Origin of the sequence: Bacillus paranthracis, assembly GCF_001883995.1 — a bacterium.
In the GTDB taxonomy this organism is placed as follows: domain Bacteria; phylum Bacillota; class Bacilli; order Bacillales; family Bacillaceae_G; genus Bacillus_A; species Bacillus_A paranthracis.
Genome location: NZ_MACE01000038.1, coordinates 55,327 through 70,099, shown reverse-complemented (window position 1 = coordinate 70,099; position 14,773 = coordinate 55,327). Strand labels below are relative to the sequence as shown.

Annotated in this window: 15 protein-coding genes; 7 read left to right on the top strand and 8 right to left on the bottom strand. The window is 36.6% G+C overall.

The window, feature by feature from the left end; translation table 11 throughout:
* Nucleotides 1–94: 94 nt before the first annotated feature.
* Together BAQ46_RS31390 and opuD are read right to left on the bottom strand one after the other, a co-directional pair.
* Entirely contained in the window at nucleotides 95–229 is a 135-nt protein-coding gene (locus BAQ46_RS31390; protein WP_000833067.1) for a hypothetical protein, read from the bottom strand.
* Between the two features lie 282 nt (nucleotides 230–511).
* Nucleotides 512–2,029 carry a glycine betaine transporter OpuD gene (opuD, locus tag BAQ46_RS14950; RefSeq protein WP_001230133.1) on the bottom strand — a complete coding sequence of 506 codons (1,518 nt, stop codon included), beginning with the start codon at nucleotides 2,027–2,029 and terminating at the stop codon, nucleotides 512–514.
* 666 nt (nucleotides 2,030–2,695) lie between these two features.
* Between opuD and BAQ46_RS14940 the strand changes: the two genes are divergently transcribed.
* Together BAQ46_RS14940 and BAQ46_RS14935 are read left to right on the top strand one after the other, a co-directional pair.
* The gene (locus BAQ46_RS14940) at nucleotides 2,696–3,568 is read left to right on the top strand and encodes a cell wall-binding protein EntA (RefSeq protein ID WP_071742102.1); all 873 of its coding nucleotides are present in this window, start codon (nucleotides 2,696–2,698) and stop codon (nucleotides 3,566–3,568) included.
* 79 nt (nucleotides 3,569–3,647) lie between these two features.
* The gene (locus BAQ46_RS14935) at nucleotides 3,648–3,950 is read left to right on the top strand and encodes a DUF3910 family protein (protein WP_001102524.1); all 303 of its coding nucleotides are present in this window, start codon (nucleotides 3,648–3,650) and stop codon (nucleotides 3,948–3,950) included.
* Between the two features lie 40 nt (nucleotides 3,951–3,990).
* Here BAQ46_RS14935 and BAQ46_RS14930 read toward each other — a convergent pair whose 3' ends face one another.
* From BAQ46_RS14930 to BAQ46_RS14920, 3 genes are read right to left on the bottom strand one after another with little or no spacing between them, the layout of a single operon-like run.
* Nucleotides 3,991–5,370, bottom strand: coding sequence for a zinc ribbon domain-containing protein (locus tag BAQ46_RS14930; protein WP_071742101.1), 1,380 nt, complete (start codon nucleotides 5,368–5,370; stop codon nucleotides 3,991–3,993).
* A 13-nt stretch (nucleotides 5,371–5,383) separates the two neighbouring features.
* Nucleotides 5,384–6,937 (bottom strand): hypothetical protein, encoded by a 1,554-nt coding sequence (locus BAQ46_RS14925; protein ID WP_000271593.1) that lies wholly within the window; start codon nucleotides 6,935–6,937, stop codon nucleotides 5,384–5,386.
* Between the two features lie 5 nt (nucleotides 6,938–6,942).
* Entirely contained in the window at nucleotides 6,943–7,431 is a 489-nt protein-coding gene (locus BAQ46_RS14920) for a zinc ribbon domain-containing protein (RefSeq protein WP_001281743.1), read from the bottom strand.
* Nucleotides 7,432–7,588: 157 nt separating this feature from the next.
* On the opposite strand from BAQ46_RS14920, the gene BAQ46_RS14915 reads away from it, so the two are divergent.
* Nucleotides 7,589–9,208 carry an SWIM zinc finger family protein gene (locus BAQ46_RS14915; protein ID WP_071742100.1) on the top strand — a complete coding sequence of 540 codons (1,620 nt, stop codon included), beginning with the start codon at nucleotides 7,589–7,591 and terminating at the stop codon, nucleotides 9,206–9,208.
* The gene (locus tag BAQ46_RS14910) at nucleotides 9,192–11,948 is read left to right on the top strand and encodes a DEAD/DEAH box helicase (RefSeq protein ID WP_071742099.1); all 2,757 of its coding nucleotides are present in this window, start codon (nucleotides 9,192–9,194) and stop codon (nucleotides 11,946–11,948) included. Before BAQ46_RS14915 ends, BAQ46_RS14910 begins: the two co-directional genes overlap by 17 nt.
* Nucleotides 11,949–11,973: 25 nt before the next feature.
* On the opposite strand, the gene BAQ46_RS14905 is transcribed toward BAQ46_RS14910, so the two are convergent.
* Nucleotides 11,974–12,459 (bottom strand): VanZ family protein, encoded by a 486-nt coding sequence (locus BAQ46_RS14905; protein WP_001080713.1) that lies wholly within the window; start codon nucleotides 12,457–12,459, stop codon nucleotides 11,974–11,976.
* A 110-nt stretch (nucleotides 12,460–12,569) separates the two neighbouring features.
* Here BAQ46_RS14905 and BAQ46_RS14900 point away from each other — a divergent pair, with 110 nt between their 5' ends.
* Nucleotides 12,570–12,794 (top strand): DUF1659 domain-containing protein, encoded by a 225-nt coding sequence (locus tag BAQ46_RS14900; RefSeq protein ID WP_000257701.1) that lies wholly within the window; start codon nucleotides 12,570–12,572, stop codon nucleotides 12,792–12,794.
* A gap of 66 nt (nucleotides 12,795–12,860) precedes the next feature.
* A complete protein-coding gene (locus BAQ46_RS14895; RefSeq protein ID WP_001197595.1) occupies nucleotides 12,861–13,076 on the top strand; it encodes a DUF2922 domain-containing protein in 216 nt (71 codons plus the stop codon).
* A 19-nt stretch (nucleotides 13,077–13,095) separates the two neighbouring features.
* Here the strand turns inward: BAQ46_RS14895 and BAQ46_RS14890 are convergent, their stop codons facing one another.
* Nucleotides 13,096–13,494: a DUF4359 domain-containing protein gene (locus BAQ46_RS14890; RefSeq protein WP_000747726.1), complete on the bottom strand. Its 399-nt coding sequence runs from the start codon at nucleotides 13,492–13,494 to the stop codon at nucleotides 13,096–13,098.
* A gap of 194 nt (nucleotides 13,495–13,688) precedes the next feature.
* Between BAQ46_RS14890 and BAQ46_RS14885 the strand changes: the two genes are divergently transcribed.
* Nucleotides 13,689–14,195, top strand: a complete 507-nt coding sequence (locus BAQ46_RS14885) for a competence protein ComK (RefSeq protein ID WP_000997432.1) — start codon at nucleotides 13,689–13,691, stop codon at nucleotides 14,193–14,195.
* Between the two features lie 55 nt (nucleotides 14,196–14,250).
* On the opposite strand, the gene BAQ46_RS14880 is transcribed toward BAQ46_RS14885, so the two are convergent.
* On the bottom strand, nucleotides 14,251–14,721 hold the full coding sequence (locus BAQ46_RS14880) for a sigma-70 family RNA polymerase sigma factor (RefSeq protein ID WP_000801289.1): 471 nt from the start codon (nucleotides 14,719–14,721) through the stop codon (nucleotides 14,251–14,253).
* Nucleotides 14,722–14,773 lie beyond the last annotated feature (52 nt).

Genomic DNA, 14,773 nt, shown 5'->3' with positions numbered 1-14,773 from the left:
AATATATATCAGACAATACCCCTTAGCTGAAAGTAATTTCACGTCCATCCCCCAACGAACGATCGACCTTCATTTATATACGAAAAAGTGATTGCTATTTTTGTAGAACCAATTGCTTCTCTTGTTGCTCTTTACGCGTTTCAGTCTTAGGTTCCGTGCTTTCTTGGACACTACGATGTGCCACACGTTTCAAACAAATATGCTTCCACTTTCTTTCGTAACGTTTCATTATTCTAGATGTCCCCCTTGAATACGCTTTAAAACTATTTGAAATCGCTTACAGGAAATAATATAGCACATATATATAAACGTGACAACACATTTCCGACAATTTTTTGTCAAAAATACGAATAGAATTTGCAAAACATCGAACATTGTCGAAATATATCGATTTTCATTCGTATAAAAGGCATATTACTAATATAGTAAAGTATTTTATTTCCCTTACTTGCAGTTCAAGTTCCTTCTATATAAAAAAGAGCTGATACATAATCAGCTCTTTTTCCTTCTATTATTTATGACGCTTCATACGCCCTTCTTTTTGTAACTCTTTAAATAAGGCTGCCATCATAAAGAAAATAACGAAGACGAATGGGAATGCTGCAATGATAGCTGCCGTTTGTAAGGCCTCTAAGCCACCTACATATAATAAAATAGAAGCTAAGGCTGCTAAAACGATACCCCAGATCATTTTAATGCGGTTTGGCGGATTTAAACTACCATGTGTCGTTAACATTCCTAAAACGAATGTCGCTGAATCTGCAGATGTAATAAAGAATGTAGAAATAAGAAGAATAGCTAGAACAGATAAAGCCGATCCAAAGCTTCCCATCTGGTCAAACATAGCGAATAACCCTACTTCTGTTCCCATCTCTTTCACTTTTTCAAAAATATGTGCATCACCGAACAGCTCCATATGAATACCAGTTCCGCCGAAAACAGAGAACCAAAGGGCACCAATTACGGTCGGTACGAGTAACACACCGATAACAAACTCACGAATGGTACGTCCTCGTGAAACACGAGCAATAAATGTACCTACGAATGGTGACCATGCAATCCACCATGCCCAATAGAAAATTGTCCACGATTGAATCCATTGGTTTCCACCTTCATCTAATGGACTTAATCGGAAACTCATGCTTGGTAATTCCTGAATGTAAGCACCAATTGTTGAGGTGAAGTAATTCATAATAAAGTTTGTTGGACCTGCAAATAATACAATAATCATAAGTGCAAATGCCAAAATAATATTCGTATTACTTAAATATTTAATTCCTTTATCAAGACCTGTTTGCGCAGATAACATAAATAACACTGTTACGATTGCAATAATAACTAACTGAGTCGTTAATGAATTCGGGATGGATGTTAAATAACTAACACCACCGGCAATTTGTTTTGCACCAAGACCTAATGATGTTGCCACGCCAAACACAGTCGCGAAAACAGCTAACACATCAAATAAATGAGCGATACGTCCATGGTCCCCGCCTTTAAATAACGGTCCTACTGTCGCACTAATTGTACTTGCTTTTCCTTTTCTAAAAGTAAAGTAAGCAATACAAAGCGCTACAAATGCATATAGTCCCCAAGGATGTAATCCCCAATGGAAAAATGAAAAACGCAGTGCAAGACGTGCACTTTCCTCAGTTGCACTCTCTCCAAACGGAGGTGCATACAAATGGTTTAATGGTTCCGCAACGCCCCAGAAGACTAAGCCGATACCCATACCAGCACTAAATAACATAGCAAACCATGTCATATAACTATAATCAGGCTCGTCATCATCTTTACCTAAACGAATAGAACCGTATTTCGAAACAATTAAAAAGATAGACACACCTAAAATAATAGAAACAGAAATAATATAGAACCATCCAAACTTACTAACTAATGCAGTTTGAATTGCGGTTGTTACATTTCCTAGGCTACCTTTTCCCATAATAGATTCGGGAATAATCCCCCAAAGTGTAAATGCAATACATAATGTTAATGAAACGATGAATGTTTTTGTCAGTTTCCTCATCAAATCCCCCTTCGTAGGTTTCACTTTTGTAAATAACATAAATTCCGATATGTAAAATCGGATAGAAAACTATGATTTTTGTGGTGTTTTTCTTACTTTCACCTTCACCAATTCGAATTCTTATGGACAGCCTTACCTTCCGTATAACCTTTTTCACTCTGCAAGAGCTATAAGATCGAAATACTGCTGTCAAATTGTGCGAGAAAAATGCGGATGGGAATATATTTCCCCAAAAAAAGGTGTGTTACAGATGTAAAAAAGGGCATTTTTCTTCCTTGCAACCCTTTCTTTTTGTAACAATTATGCGGTTTTTTTGCTAGTATATAGCACGTGTTTATAATTTCACAAATGAAATGTTTATGTTTATATAACTATATTACCCATAAAACGGTAAAATACTCAAGGAATGTAATTGTTTAGTAAACATCATGTAACACTCCTGTAATATTTTTATTTACGTCGAAAACAATATGTTGTATTAAATATTTTGAATATAAGTAGAAACCTACTAATCATATAGAATGAAAAACGCTTTCCTATATTTTTTGTTATATTACAGCATGTTAACGACTTATTACGAATGGTTTGTAATTGTGTGTTTTCCCCAAATCCGAAAAAATCTGTTGCTATAATGAGGACACGAAAACAAACGCAATGGAGGCTATCATGAAAAAATTAATTGGTATAGCAACAGCAGCAGTTTTTGGTCTTGGGATTTTCACATCATCTGCTAATGCAGAAACTGTTGTAACAACAGACGTACTAAATGTACGCGAAAACCCTACTACTGAATCAAAAGTTGTCGGTAAATTACTAAACGGTAATAAAATAGATGTTCAAAATACAGAGAACGGATGGTCAAAAATCACTTTAGATGGTAAAGACGCATTCGTAAGTGCAGAGTTCACTAAAAGCATCTACTACGTAACAGCTAACGTATTAAACGTACGTGCTGAAGCGAACACAAACTCAGAAATTCTTGGGACGCTTAAGAAAGATGATATGATTGAAACAACGAACCAAGTACAAAATGAGTGGTTACAATTCGAATATAACGGAAAAACAGCTTATGTTCACGTTCCTTTCTTAACAGGTACAGCACCTGTTATTGAGAAACAAGAACAACCTGCTCCTGCTAAAGCTGTAGCACCAGCTAAAGCACCTGCAGCACAAGCAAAACAAGCTGCTAAGCCTGTTGTAAAAGCTGCTGAAACTAGCACACCTTCTGGTGGTCGTGAGTTAACAGTTGTAGCTACAGCATATACAGCTCATCCGAGCGAAAACGGTGGCACATATGGCGGCCGTGTATTAACTGCAATGGGTCATGACTTAACAGCGAACCCAAACATGAAAATGATCGCTGTTGATCCGAAAGTAATCCCATTAGGATCTAAAGTATGGGTAGAAGGTTACGGAGAAGCTATCGCTGGAGATACTGGCGGTGCAATTAAAGGTAACCGTATCGACATCCTACTTGGATCAGATAGCGCTGCTCAAAAATGGGGCCGCAAAACTGTTAAAGTGAAAATTTTAAAATAACCAATGACTGCTGAAGCCAGTTCTCCTTGTTGAGAGCTGGCTTTTATTTTTTTATAATACATATAAGGAGGTTATATCCATGAATGTACAAGCAAAAGTAGACTGGATCGGTACACCAAAACCGTATATATATAAAGATGAAGTAACATATGACGCTACTTCTATTGATTTTTCACTCGCTGGCGACGACAATCGCTATAAATTAATTGTGCTCAAGTCTGAAGAAAATACACATTACAAATTTGTCCAATATGGAGTCAAACCCGGCTCACAAAAGCCATTCCCTATCGACATTCCATTCGAACAAAATATGTTACCAATCATAGAGCAAATATTACATGATCCGTATGTACAAGCGATATTAAAAGAAACGCGCTTCTAATCGAAAAAAGACTATCTCAATCATGAGATAGTCTTTTGCATTAATGAGTTGGACCAGATACTTCCTCTGATTTCAACGTATTATTCGCTCCAAGAGAATGGTACAATATCTTTCCATTTCCATTCACAGTAACGATATGATCATTATTAAAGCTTTTGAACTTCACAGAGCCATCACCGTAACGAATATGATACTCTTCATATGTCGTTACTTTATATTTCGTAGCACTTTGACGCTCTACATTACGAATTTCCATTGTTAATAAATCTTCTGTAATTCCTTTTTTGTGTAAATACTGTATATAATCACGGTCTTCCTTGTACGATTTCCCGCTCTTATCATAATTATTTTCAATTAGGCTAAAATCATTTAATGAAATCGCACGTACATTATCATAAATATGATTTCGTACAAAGTCACCAACAGCCGAACTTGATGTTTCTTTCGGGAATTTTAAGTAATACGTGCTCTGGTCTCCGATTTTAACACTTTCAGATTTCATCACACCAAAATCAGTAGTTTTCTCTAAATGTACTTCTACTGTTTCATCTGTGGATACAGGACCAAGCTTATAACTTCCATAGCTTAATTTTCCACGTTTTTTTCCATTCACAAATACAGTTGCATCATTTTCATCAGAAGAAATGGTTACATAATTTCCTTCTAATGATAATGTCACATCCACTTTCGCCTCTTTTTCATCTGCCAAGTCCACTTCTTTTTCTGTTTCTAACTCAGTTAGTTCCGTCTTCGCTTTTGCCTTTACAACGTAAGAACCAGGGAAATATGGACCAACTTCTTTTGAAGTTTTATCACTTGATAACTCTGTCTCTTTCTTATCATTCACATATATTTCAGCGCTTTTCGCAGTTGTGCTTACATTCATATAATAAGATTTCATATTAAATTTATATTTCGGATATAAGAACCATTCTTTACCGTCTTCTATAATTTGACCATCTTTAAATGATGCTTTATCACTTGCTAGTTTTTGATCTACTGTCTCTCTTTGTAAATAAGATAGCAGTTCTTTATTATAAGAAGGATTTTCTTTTAAATAACGGATATATCCTTTAATATCGTCAACTTTCACTTTCAAACTCGGATCATCTACTTTTACAAACTCATCAATTGCATTCGCATCTTTCTTTTGGAATGCTTCAATCATAGCATTGACCTGCTTTTCTTTCGAAAACTTGCTTGCTCCAAATTTATACGCACCAAACAATATAGCAAAGATAACAACAAAGCCTATAAGTAACATTATATTTTTCTTACTTTTCACTGGCTTTATTTCTCGTTGTACTTCTGAACGAGAAGAAGTTGCCTGATCAGCAATTACATCTACCTTACTTCCACACTCGGAACAAAAGTTCAAATGATCTGCAACTTGTTTATTACATTTCCCACAAAACTTCAAATGGCTCTCCCCCTTATTTTTTCCCTAACTTCATACCGGCGAATGTTAATGCGTAAGAAAGAAGAAAACTACCTACAATTAAATACAGCGCGCTACTTTGAATAGAAAACAATGGACCGGAAATCCCAGCAAATTCTTTCATCACTTCTTTACTCCCTGAGGCCTCAACATGAATTTTGGCCAATCCATTTACACAAAGCATCATCACAGTATACACCACACTAAACACAGCGATAGTTACGTACATATTTTTCATCGGATATTGAGCCAATTTCATTCCAGCTCTAAATAGTAAAATACATGGTAATAAAATTAATAACCCCCACCAGTGCATATAGGAATTAAAGTCATCAATTTCTTTTACTCGTTGAAGATTAGCTCCGTTAGCAATTTCCAAATCTTTTAATGACGTACCATTTATTGATATTCCTGACGTATAAGATAAATGCAATGGCCCTTTTTCCATTGCGTATCTTCTCATTTCTCTATCCATATCTCCCCATTCAATTGCTGTTGGAGCAAAGTGAGCCATATTCCACATGTATGGTGTTGCTTCTAATGAAATGAATGTTTTATATGTTTTCTCTGGAAAATCAATTGGTCCCACTGACTTTGAACTGCTAAATAAAATTGTAATAAGTATAATACCAAATGTAATAAGCAATCCTTTTAATACAGTTACCACACTATAATAAATAGATGTTGCATATGGAATACTTCGACTTATAGAAGATAATAGACGGTGTGGCCCGGCTTGAATACACATACCAATAAAGGTAAATAATAAACCAAATATAATGCCATACAATAAACTACTAACATGTGAATAACCAATACTGATTGTCATCGTTTTATAGAATTGAGAAATTGTCGTAGAAGAACCTGCAATAAAGCTAACAATACACAAGAAAATTCCATATACGATACCGATGACACTCGATGTTAGTAACTTCTCACGCCAAATAGCAGAAGGGTTGCTTTTCTCTACAAAGAATCCAATTCCACCTAATATAAGTGCCGGAATTGCTAACAAGATGAACAATGGGAAATGAAGGATAAATGACATCGTATATGCTCCGCTCCCACTAACTTCAAGGCCTATTAAATGATACATTAAAATTAATGGTGCTATGCCAATGAAAGATTGATTAACAGTAGTCTCATTCAGCATACCGTCCATCTTTGTGAGCATCGTTCTCACTAGATCGTTAATCGCCGCATCGACAACTAAGCTACCAATCCAACCGGCTATAAACATACATGCAATTGCAAGCCCACCACCAAGTAAACCCTTTTTCAAAGTGCTTCCAGATGGACTTACATGCAATTGTAAACCTTCGTCTGGTAATCTCGTTTTCATTTCTTTTTTTATAATACCTAATAAGGAATCCCCGCATTTCTCACAATATGTAGCGGTCCCTTTACTTTCCACTCCACAAGTTCGGCAATACTTTGAGTCTTTCGGTGCTAACATAACTTCACTTTCTACACTACCTGTACTTGATCCATCATGTGTACAATAATTCGCTACATCCGATTGTTCTAAACCACAAGTTTTACAATACATGTTCCTCACTCCTTACTTTGCTTCATACCACAAACTGGACAGAATGTAGCCTCTGTTGCAATTTGTTCACCACATGAAGTACATGATTCATTTTCATCATTTTTTGATTGAAGGAGTAACTCATTTTCTTTCCCACACTGTCCACAAAACTTATCATTTACTGATAAGGGACCGCCACAGCTACATTGCCCTTTCTGTCCTTGATTCTGTAAATTAGCTATTTGCTTACGCGTATTATAAATAGCTACATCCAGCTCTTGTACTGGTTCTATAATATTTTTTAACACATCTACTCGAACTTCATCATTGCGGAGTTGCATATAGGCCATTTGACCAAGTTCCAGCAAAATTTCCGTTTTCGCCTGTAGTTTCTCTTGCGTAATTTTCTTTAATTGCGCAACCTCTTGAGCTACTTGTAATTTCATCTTCCCTTGCTCGATTCCCTCTTGCAATTTGTTCATACCGCTACCAAACTTCGATTGTAAATCTGACAAAACCTAATCCCTCCATAAATATATAGTAATATACAAAATTAACATTTTATATATTACCATGATTTTCAAGTAATGTAATCTAAATTTCATTTTTTCTGTTTTGAGCATTTTTTGTTTATAATGGTAAAGGAAAGAAATATGTGTACGGAGGAATATTATGCTGCAACACTCAATTACGAAAGATGAAATTATGATGATTGCGAATGAGTTCGTTCAAGGACTAGATCCACAGCAAACAGCTGATCAGGAACATGTCGCTACAGCTCGGCACCTATATCGTAGTGGTGTTGTCTACAACGTTGACTTTGATGGCTATACGCTATCAGGAACTGTAGATGCTGAAGGCAGCGTATATAGCGTCCATATCCCGATTCGTAACGTCGCTGAAAGCTATTGCGATTGCTTCGCACCAACGCAGTGTGAGCATATGCTCGCTGTGTTACTATCGGCAGCATCTAGTTTCGGGCAAGTAGGAGATGTATTAACTTTATTCAAAAATAATACGAAACCTTCCCTTCCTCCTATTCGAACTGCAAGACAAGTATTGCAATCATCAGCTTTTGAAGAAACGGATTATAAAAGTTGGCAATCATATTTTGATAACGAATATGATTCATTTAAAAAAGAACAAGCTCGGCTTACTTATAAACAAATGTATTTTCTTATGAGTATTTTTACGGACTTCTATACGAAACTCGAGCGGAAAGCCCCGCGTATCGTTGTAATACATGAGTTGTTCAGGCTACATGCAGCGCTTTATTGCTTTCAAAAATTATTAGAAGAAATTCAGAACTTTGAAGCAAATAAAACGTATTCTTATCATCAGCCTGTTAACGTCGTTCGCTTATTTGTAGATAAAGTGGAATCCATCGTTCGGGACTTACAATCAGAATCGATTCCTTCAGAGTCTAAATCAATTCTACAGGAAACAGCTCGTCTCGTTCACGAAGTATTCTTCTCCACCGATGCCTATACGCAAGAGAGGTTCTTTATTTATCGTCACATATGGAGTGAACTGTTACACAATAACGAGCAACTACAAGAAGAAGAAAAACGAATCGATACGAAAATGAATCCACTTTCCAAAGCATTAGCATCTTCTCATCTACTCTTTTTAAATGACGAAGATCGATTAGCGATGGACTTACTAAAGAAACAACCTGCTTCTGTTGTAAGTCTGTACTTCTATTGGTTAGAGGAATTATTAAATGCAATGAAATGGGATCGTGCGAAAAACTGGCTTTCCTTTACGTATAAACAAGTGAAGAAAACGATACATGAGCACGAAAATACAATTTTCATAAAAGATATCGTTCGCTTATTCGTCATCATGTATGAAACATATGCAACCCATACAAATGAACAAGCAGGACTCGAAATGATTTTGCAAGAGCTATTACCATATAGTTTCGCAAACTATGAACAATACGTACTGGCGAAAAAGCAGTATCGCACATGGACGGAACTTCAGCTCTTACACGGTTTTGAAGCAATTGAACTTTTGAAAGAACCGCTGAAAGATATTGAGAAGGAAGCACCAGAAGCAGCCCTTCCTCTTTATCACCTTGCTGCTACCGAAGCTATTGAAGAGCGAAATCGCAAATCATATAGACGTGCAGTTCGTTACTTAAAGAAATTACGTACATTATATAAACGATTAAAGCGTACCGATGAATGGGATGCTTTCATTATTCATATCGCAAACTTACATTCACGTCTGCGTGCACTACAAGAGGAATTACGGAAAGGAAAATTAATCGATGATCAATCAAACTGAAGTAACAATTAGGCTCCAGCACGTTAGTCACGGTTGGTTCCTTTGGGGAGAAGATGATAGCGGTACTCCATTATCCGTAACAAGTTGGAAACGAAATGCATTTACATGGCACTCCACTTCCTTCTACGGCACGTTTCTAAAAGAAGCAAGCTTTGAAGGAAGACAAGGTGTTATGCTAACAAACGCACAAGCATTTGAATACATCGCGAATAAACCGATGAACTCCTTTGCCCGTATTCAAATGAACGGCCCTATTACAGCACTTACGGAAGATGCGAACGAATTGTGGGATGCCTTCACAAGCGGTAGCTTCGTACCTGATATGGAGCGCTGGCCTAAACAACCATCTTGGAAAGTTCAAAATACTCCAATCGAAGATGAAACATTGGCATCTCTTTTCTCGGCTGCAGTAAATGAAAGCATATTACAAGATAACCGTTCAAATGACGGATGGGAAGATGCAAAGAGACTTTATGAACATTACGACTTTACGAAAAGACAATTAGACGCAGCACTACATGAAGAAGATTGGCTTCGAAAAATTGGTTACATTGAAGATGACCTTCCCTTTACAATCGGACTACGACTACAAGAGCCGCAAGAAGAATTTGAAATGTGGAAGCTTGAAACAATTGTTACACCAAAGCGCGGGGCACATCGCATATATGTATATGAAAGTATCGATTCTTTACCAAAACGATGGCACGATTATGAAGAACGTATTCTTGAAACACAAGAAGGATTCAGTAAGCTCGTACCGTGGTTAAAAGAAGGGGATACATTCCGAAGTGAACTCTTTGAAACAGAAGCGTGGAACTTCTTAACAGAAGCAAGTAACGAATTACTCGCCGCAGGTATTACAATCTTATTACCATCGTGGTGGCAAAATTTAAAAGCGACAAAACCAAAATTACGTGTGCAACTGAAGCAAAATGCTACGCAAACGCAATCTTTCTTCGGTATGAATACACTCGTTAACTTTGACTGGCGCATTTCAACGAACGGCATTGATTTATCAGAAAGCGAATTTTTTGAACTCGTTGAACAAAACAAACGGTTATTCAATATAAATGGTCAATGGATGCGACTAGATCCAGCCTTTATTGAAGAAGTACGAAAGCTCATGAACCGTGCTGATAAGTATGGACTTGAAATGAAAGATGTCCTTCAGCAACATTTATCAAACACTGCTGAAACAGAAATTGTAGAAGAGGATAGTCCATTTAACGATATTGAAATTGAACTAGATGGATATTATGAAGATCTATTCCAAAAACTATTGCACATTGGAGATATTCCAAAAGTAGATGTCCCTTCTTCACTAAACGCAACACTCCGTCCGTATCAACAACATGGCATTGAGTGGTTATTATATTTAAGAAAGCTTGGATTCGGTGCATTATTAGCTGACGACATGGGACTTGGAAAAAGTATTCAAACGATCACTTACTTACTATATATAAAAGAAAACAATCTCCAAACAGGTCCTGCCTTAATCGTGGCACCGACATCTGTTCTTGGAAATTGGCAAAAAGAATTTGAGCGTTTCGCACCGAATTTACGCGTTCAGTTACATTATGGAAGTAATAGGGCGAAAGGAGAATCATTTAAAGACTTCCTTCAATCAGCAGATGTTGTATTAACGTCTTATGCATTAGCTCAGCTTGATGAGGAAGAACTTAGTACGTTATGCTGGGATGCTGTTATTTTGGATGAAGCACAAAATATTAAAAACCCACACACGAAACAGTCTAAAGCAGTGCGAAACTTACAAGCAAATCACAAAATCGCATTAACTGGAACACCGATGGAAAACCGCCTTGCCGAGCTTTGGTCTATTTTCGACTTCATTAATCATGGATACCTTGGCAGCTTAGGACAATTCCAGCGCCGCTTCGTCTCACCAATTGAAAAGGACCGTGACGAAGGAAAAATCCAACAAGTTCAACGTTTTATCTCGCCGTTTTTACTGCGTCGTACGAAGAAAGATCAAACAGTCGCATTAAACTTACCAGATAAACAAGAACAGAAAGCTTACTGTCCACTAACTGGTGAACAAGCTTCCTTATATGAACAACTTGTTCAAGATACATTGCAAAATGTAGAAGGATTAAGCGGAATTGAACGACGCGGATTTATATTACTCATGCTGAACAAACTTAAACAAATTTGTAATCACCCAGCTCTTTATTTAAAAGAAACAGAACCGAAAGACATTATCGAACGTTCCATGAAAACGAGCACGCTCATGGAACTTATTGAAAATATAAAAGATCAAAATGAAAGTTGTTTAATCTTCACGCAATACATCGGTATGGGGAACATGCTAAAAGATGTGTTAGAAAAACATTTCGGTCAGCGCGTCCTCTTCTTAAACGGTAGTGTACCGAAGAAAGAACGTGACAAAATGATCGAACAGTTCCAAAACGGAACGTATGACATCTTCATTTTATCGTTAAAAGCAGGTGGTACAGGGTTAAACTTAACAGCTGCCAACCATGTCATTCACTACGATCGTTGGTGGAATCCAGCGGTAGAAAATCAAGCAACAGATCGTGCATATCGTATTGGTCAAAAGCGTTTCGTTCACGTTCATAAACTGATTACAACGGGGACACTTGAAGAGAAAATCGATGAAATGTTAGAAAGAAAACAGTCATTAAACAACGCCGTCATTACAAGCGATAGTTGGATGACAGAACTATCTACAGATGAGCTAAAAGAATTACTTGGTGTATAAACAAAAGGAGCTAATCTTTTCGAGATTAGCTCCTTTTTCTATTCCAAAACCAATTACTTATTATAATACCTGTTAATCCGCCGCACGTATCCAGTAATGAATCTTGCCACATCGGTGTACGATCGCCCGTAAACCATTGATGAATTTCATCAAATGTTGCATATCCCGCAACGAAAAGGAGAGCGTATATAAAACACCTTTTTCTCGAACAACCTGATCGATGAAAAGCGTAATACGTCAATGAACCGAGCATAAAGAACACCATAAAATGAGCACCTTTACGAAGGAAAAACTCAATAAATCCGCCTACACCTTTATTTGCAATACTAACAGGTGTACCACCGCCGTAATCGATAGATACCCATGAAAAATGCTCTTTCACAAACTCCACATTTACATATTGTTCAATATCCGAACGCATATCCTGCTTTTTATACGGTTGTGCCGAGGAATAGAAAATCAGCCCCATCCATAGTAAAACAGGAATCCAAAATAACCATTTACGATTCATTCTTCCGAAACCCCTCTCTTATTCTTTTAAGAGTACCAAAAAAAAGAATAAATTTCACGCCAAAACATGACATTTGCATCCTATTTATATAGTGAAAGGGGGTGATAAACATGGCAGTCGAAACAATCGTAATGGATTTAACTTTACGTCTCGTCTTAAACAATGGATTAGATAAGAATGGAAAAACAGTTTTTAAGAACAAACAATTTAAGCGCGTAAAAACAAACGCAAACTTAGAGAAAGTACAAACCGTAGCTCGTGCTCTAGCTTCTCTACAAGCATCACCACTTCACGCTGTACAACTTGTTAGCACATCAGATCTTTCTAACCTTTAAGGTGGCAATGTAATCAGTGGGGATGTCCCCACTGATTACAGATAAATAAAAAGGAGGAAACAACGTATGCAAGTACTAGAATTAATTTTCGCGAAAGAAGATGGAAAAACAGTTGTCTTTTCTATCGAGAAGCCGATCACACCTATTGATGCACAAGTCGTAAATCAAGTAATGGATACGATCCTTGCCTCATCTGTATTTTCATCAATTAATGAAAATACCCGAAAAAAAGGAGCTCGTCTCGTAGAAAAGACTGTATCTGAAGTTCCTATTACCTTATAGACAAAAAGACGAATCTGCATCATTTTGCAGATTCGTCTTTTTTCTTCGGCATTTCAATTGGAATAAAGATTTTTGAAAAACCGACGCATACATATTTATAATGTTCTCCGCCGATATCAAATTCCGTCTTATATGTTGAGAAGAATATATAATCATCTCGCTTCGTATAATGATCGATTAATAATCCAACTTGCGGCTCAACATATTTTTTCGCCAACTTCTTACCAGCCGATGCTAAATCGCCAAGGAGACCCTCTTCATTTTCCTTTTGAACTTCATCTAGCTTCTTACTTACATCATTACGTTTCATAAACTGCTTTGCTGCCCAATCTGTATATTCACCTTTACTCGGATTACTATTTGCTAAATATACTAGAAGAACAACAACTAGAGCCATAATAATATACCTTTTCTTCATACTATCTCACCGCCTACTCTTTTCTATTTTCATATATATGTACAAGCGATGCAAATTAGAAAGACTATCATCTATTGATTGTAAACGAATAGCCAAAATTTACAATATGAAATAAAAGATTAACAATCAATTTACTTAATTCGTATATAATTATATTGAGAATTGTTATCATTTATAAAGGGGGAATTAAATTTATGAATGACGAAAATGCTATTATTATTTCTAATTCAACAATGATGTTAGAACCTTGCAAGCACCCTTCTTATTACACAAAAGTGATCGACAGTAGTGGGAACCATCTTTACTCCTGTCAAACCGCTCTCCAGCTCATAAAAAAATCTTGTTTAACCAATGTTCACTCTACTTATCAAGGCAGGCGGAAAGCAGTTCAAACAAACTTTCATTTCAAACAAAATGTCCCGATTCCAATTAATCATCGAGAATATATTTGTGCTTTCCCAACAGAGTCTCCTTCTTCTCCAAACTGTATATGGCTGTTTTATAACCATATAGATGACATAGAGTTTTTCAAAAAAAGTAAAAAAGCTACCATTCATTTTTCAAATGGCACAACTACAACTATACATATCAGTCCCCATAAGTTAAAACAACAATTATTAAAAGCTGGATATGTATTATCACGTATGAACATGCAAGATTCACTACAATTTAAAAACCTCTTATTACATTTACTACCTTAACAAAATAAGTAGAATGGAAAGCAATATCCCTTGCCTTCCATTCTTATGATACTATTTATCCTCTTAAGCTATTTCGCATTTTCTCAAGCGCCTGCCGATATATCCACCTCACTTGATAATAGGTCATCTCTGTCTCTAAAGCGATTTCCCCCATCGTCTTTCCTACAAAAAAACGTTCAAAAATAATATACTTCTCCTTCTCATCTAATACACTCATAAAATCCTTCACTTTCATTTCAATATCTTCAAAACGAAAGATATCCTCATACTCTCCTACACATACACACTTTTCTTGCACTGTGAATTCTTTTTTCAACCTCTCTAATATATAACCACGTACCGTTACAACTGCATATGCAGGAAAACTCCCTTTCTCCGCATCAAACTTTTCATACGCATGCCAAAGACCGATTAACCCACATTGATAATACTCTTCATAATCTTGATAAATCCCTAACTTCTTTATTTGATTTACGATCATTCCCTCATACAAAACAACTGCCTCTTTAAAAGTCGCTGGCTTCACACAGTACCCACTTCTAAAAGGTATACCTCTTTGTTATTCCGCCGGTACCTCC

Bases quoted from the DNA above. Each gene is read 5' to 3' on its own strand.
- opuD (WP_001230133.1), bottom strand. From the start codon at position 2,029: ATGAGGAAACTGACAAAAACATTCATCGTTTCATTAACATTATGTATT.
- BAQ46_RS31390 (WP_000833067.1), bottom strand. From the start codon at position 229: ATGAAACGTTACGAAAGAAAGTGGAAGCATATTTGTTTGAAACGTGTG.
- BAQ46_RS14910 (WP_071742099.1), top strand. From the start codon at position 9,192: ATGATCAATCAAACTGAAGTAACAATTAGGCTCCAGCACGTTAGTCAC.
- BAQ46_RS14890 (WP_000747726.1), bottom strand. From the start codon at position 13,494: ATGAAGAAAAGGTATATTATTATGGCTCTAGTTGTTGTTCTTCTAGTA.
- BAQ46_RS14940 (WP_071742102.1), top strand. From the start codon at position 2,696: ATGAAAAAATTAATTGGTATAGCAACAGCAGCAGTTTTTGGTCTTGGG.
- BAQ46_RS14895 (WP_001197595.1), top strand. From the start codon at position 12,861: ATGCAAGTACTAGAATTAATTTTCGCGAAAGAAGATGGAAAAACAGTT.
- BAQ46_RS14905 (WP_001080713.1), bottom strand. From the start codon at position 12,459: ATGAATCGTAAATGGTTATTTTGGATTCCTGTTTTACTATGGATGGGG.
- BAQ46_RS14925 (WP_000271593.1), bottom strand. From the start codon at position 6,937: ATGTATTGTAAAACTTGTGGTTTAGAACAATCGGATGTAGCGAATTAT.
- BAQ46_RS14885 (WP_000997432.1), top strand. From the start codon at position 13,689: ATGAATGACGAAAATGCTATTATTATTTCTAATTCAACAATGATGTTA.
- BAQ46_RS14915 (WP_071742100.1), top strand. From the start codon at position 7,589: ATGCTGCAACACTCAATTACGAAAGATGAAATTATGATGATTGCGAAT.
- BAQ46_RS14935 (WP_001102524.1), top strand. From the start codon at position 3,648: ATGAATGTACAAGCAAAAGTAGACTGGATCGGTACACCAAAACCGTAT.
- BAQ46_RS14900 (WP_000257701.1), top strand. From the start codon at position 12,570: ATGGCAGTCGAAACAATCGTAATGGATTTAACTTTACGTCTCGTCTTA.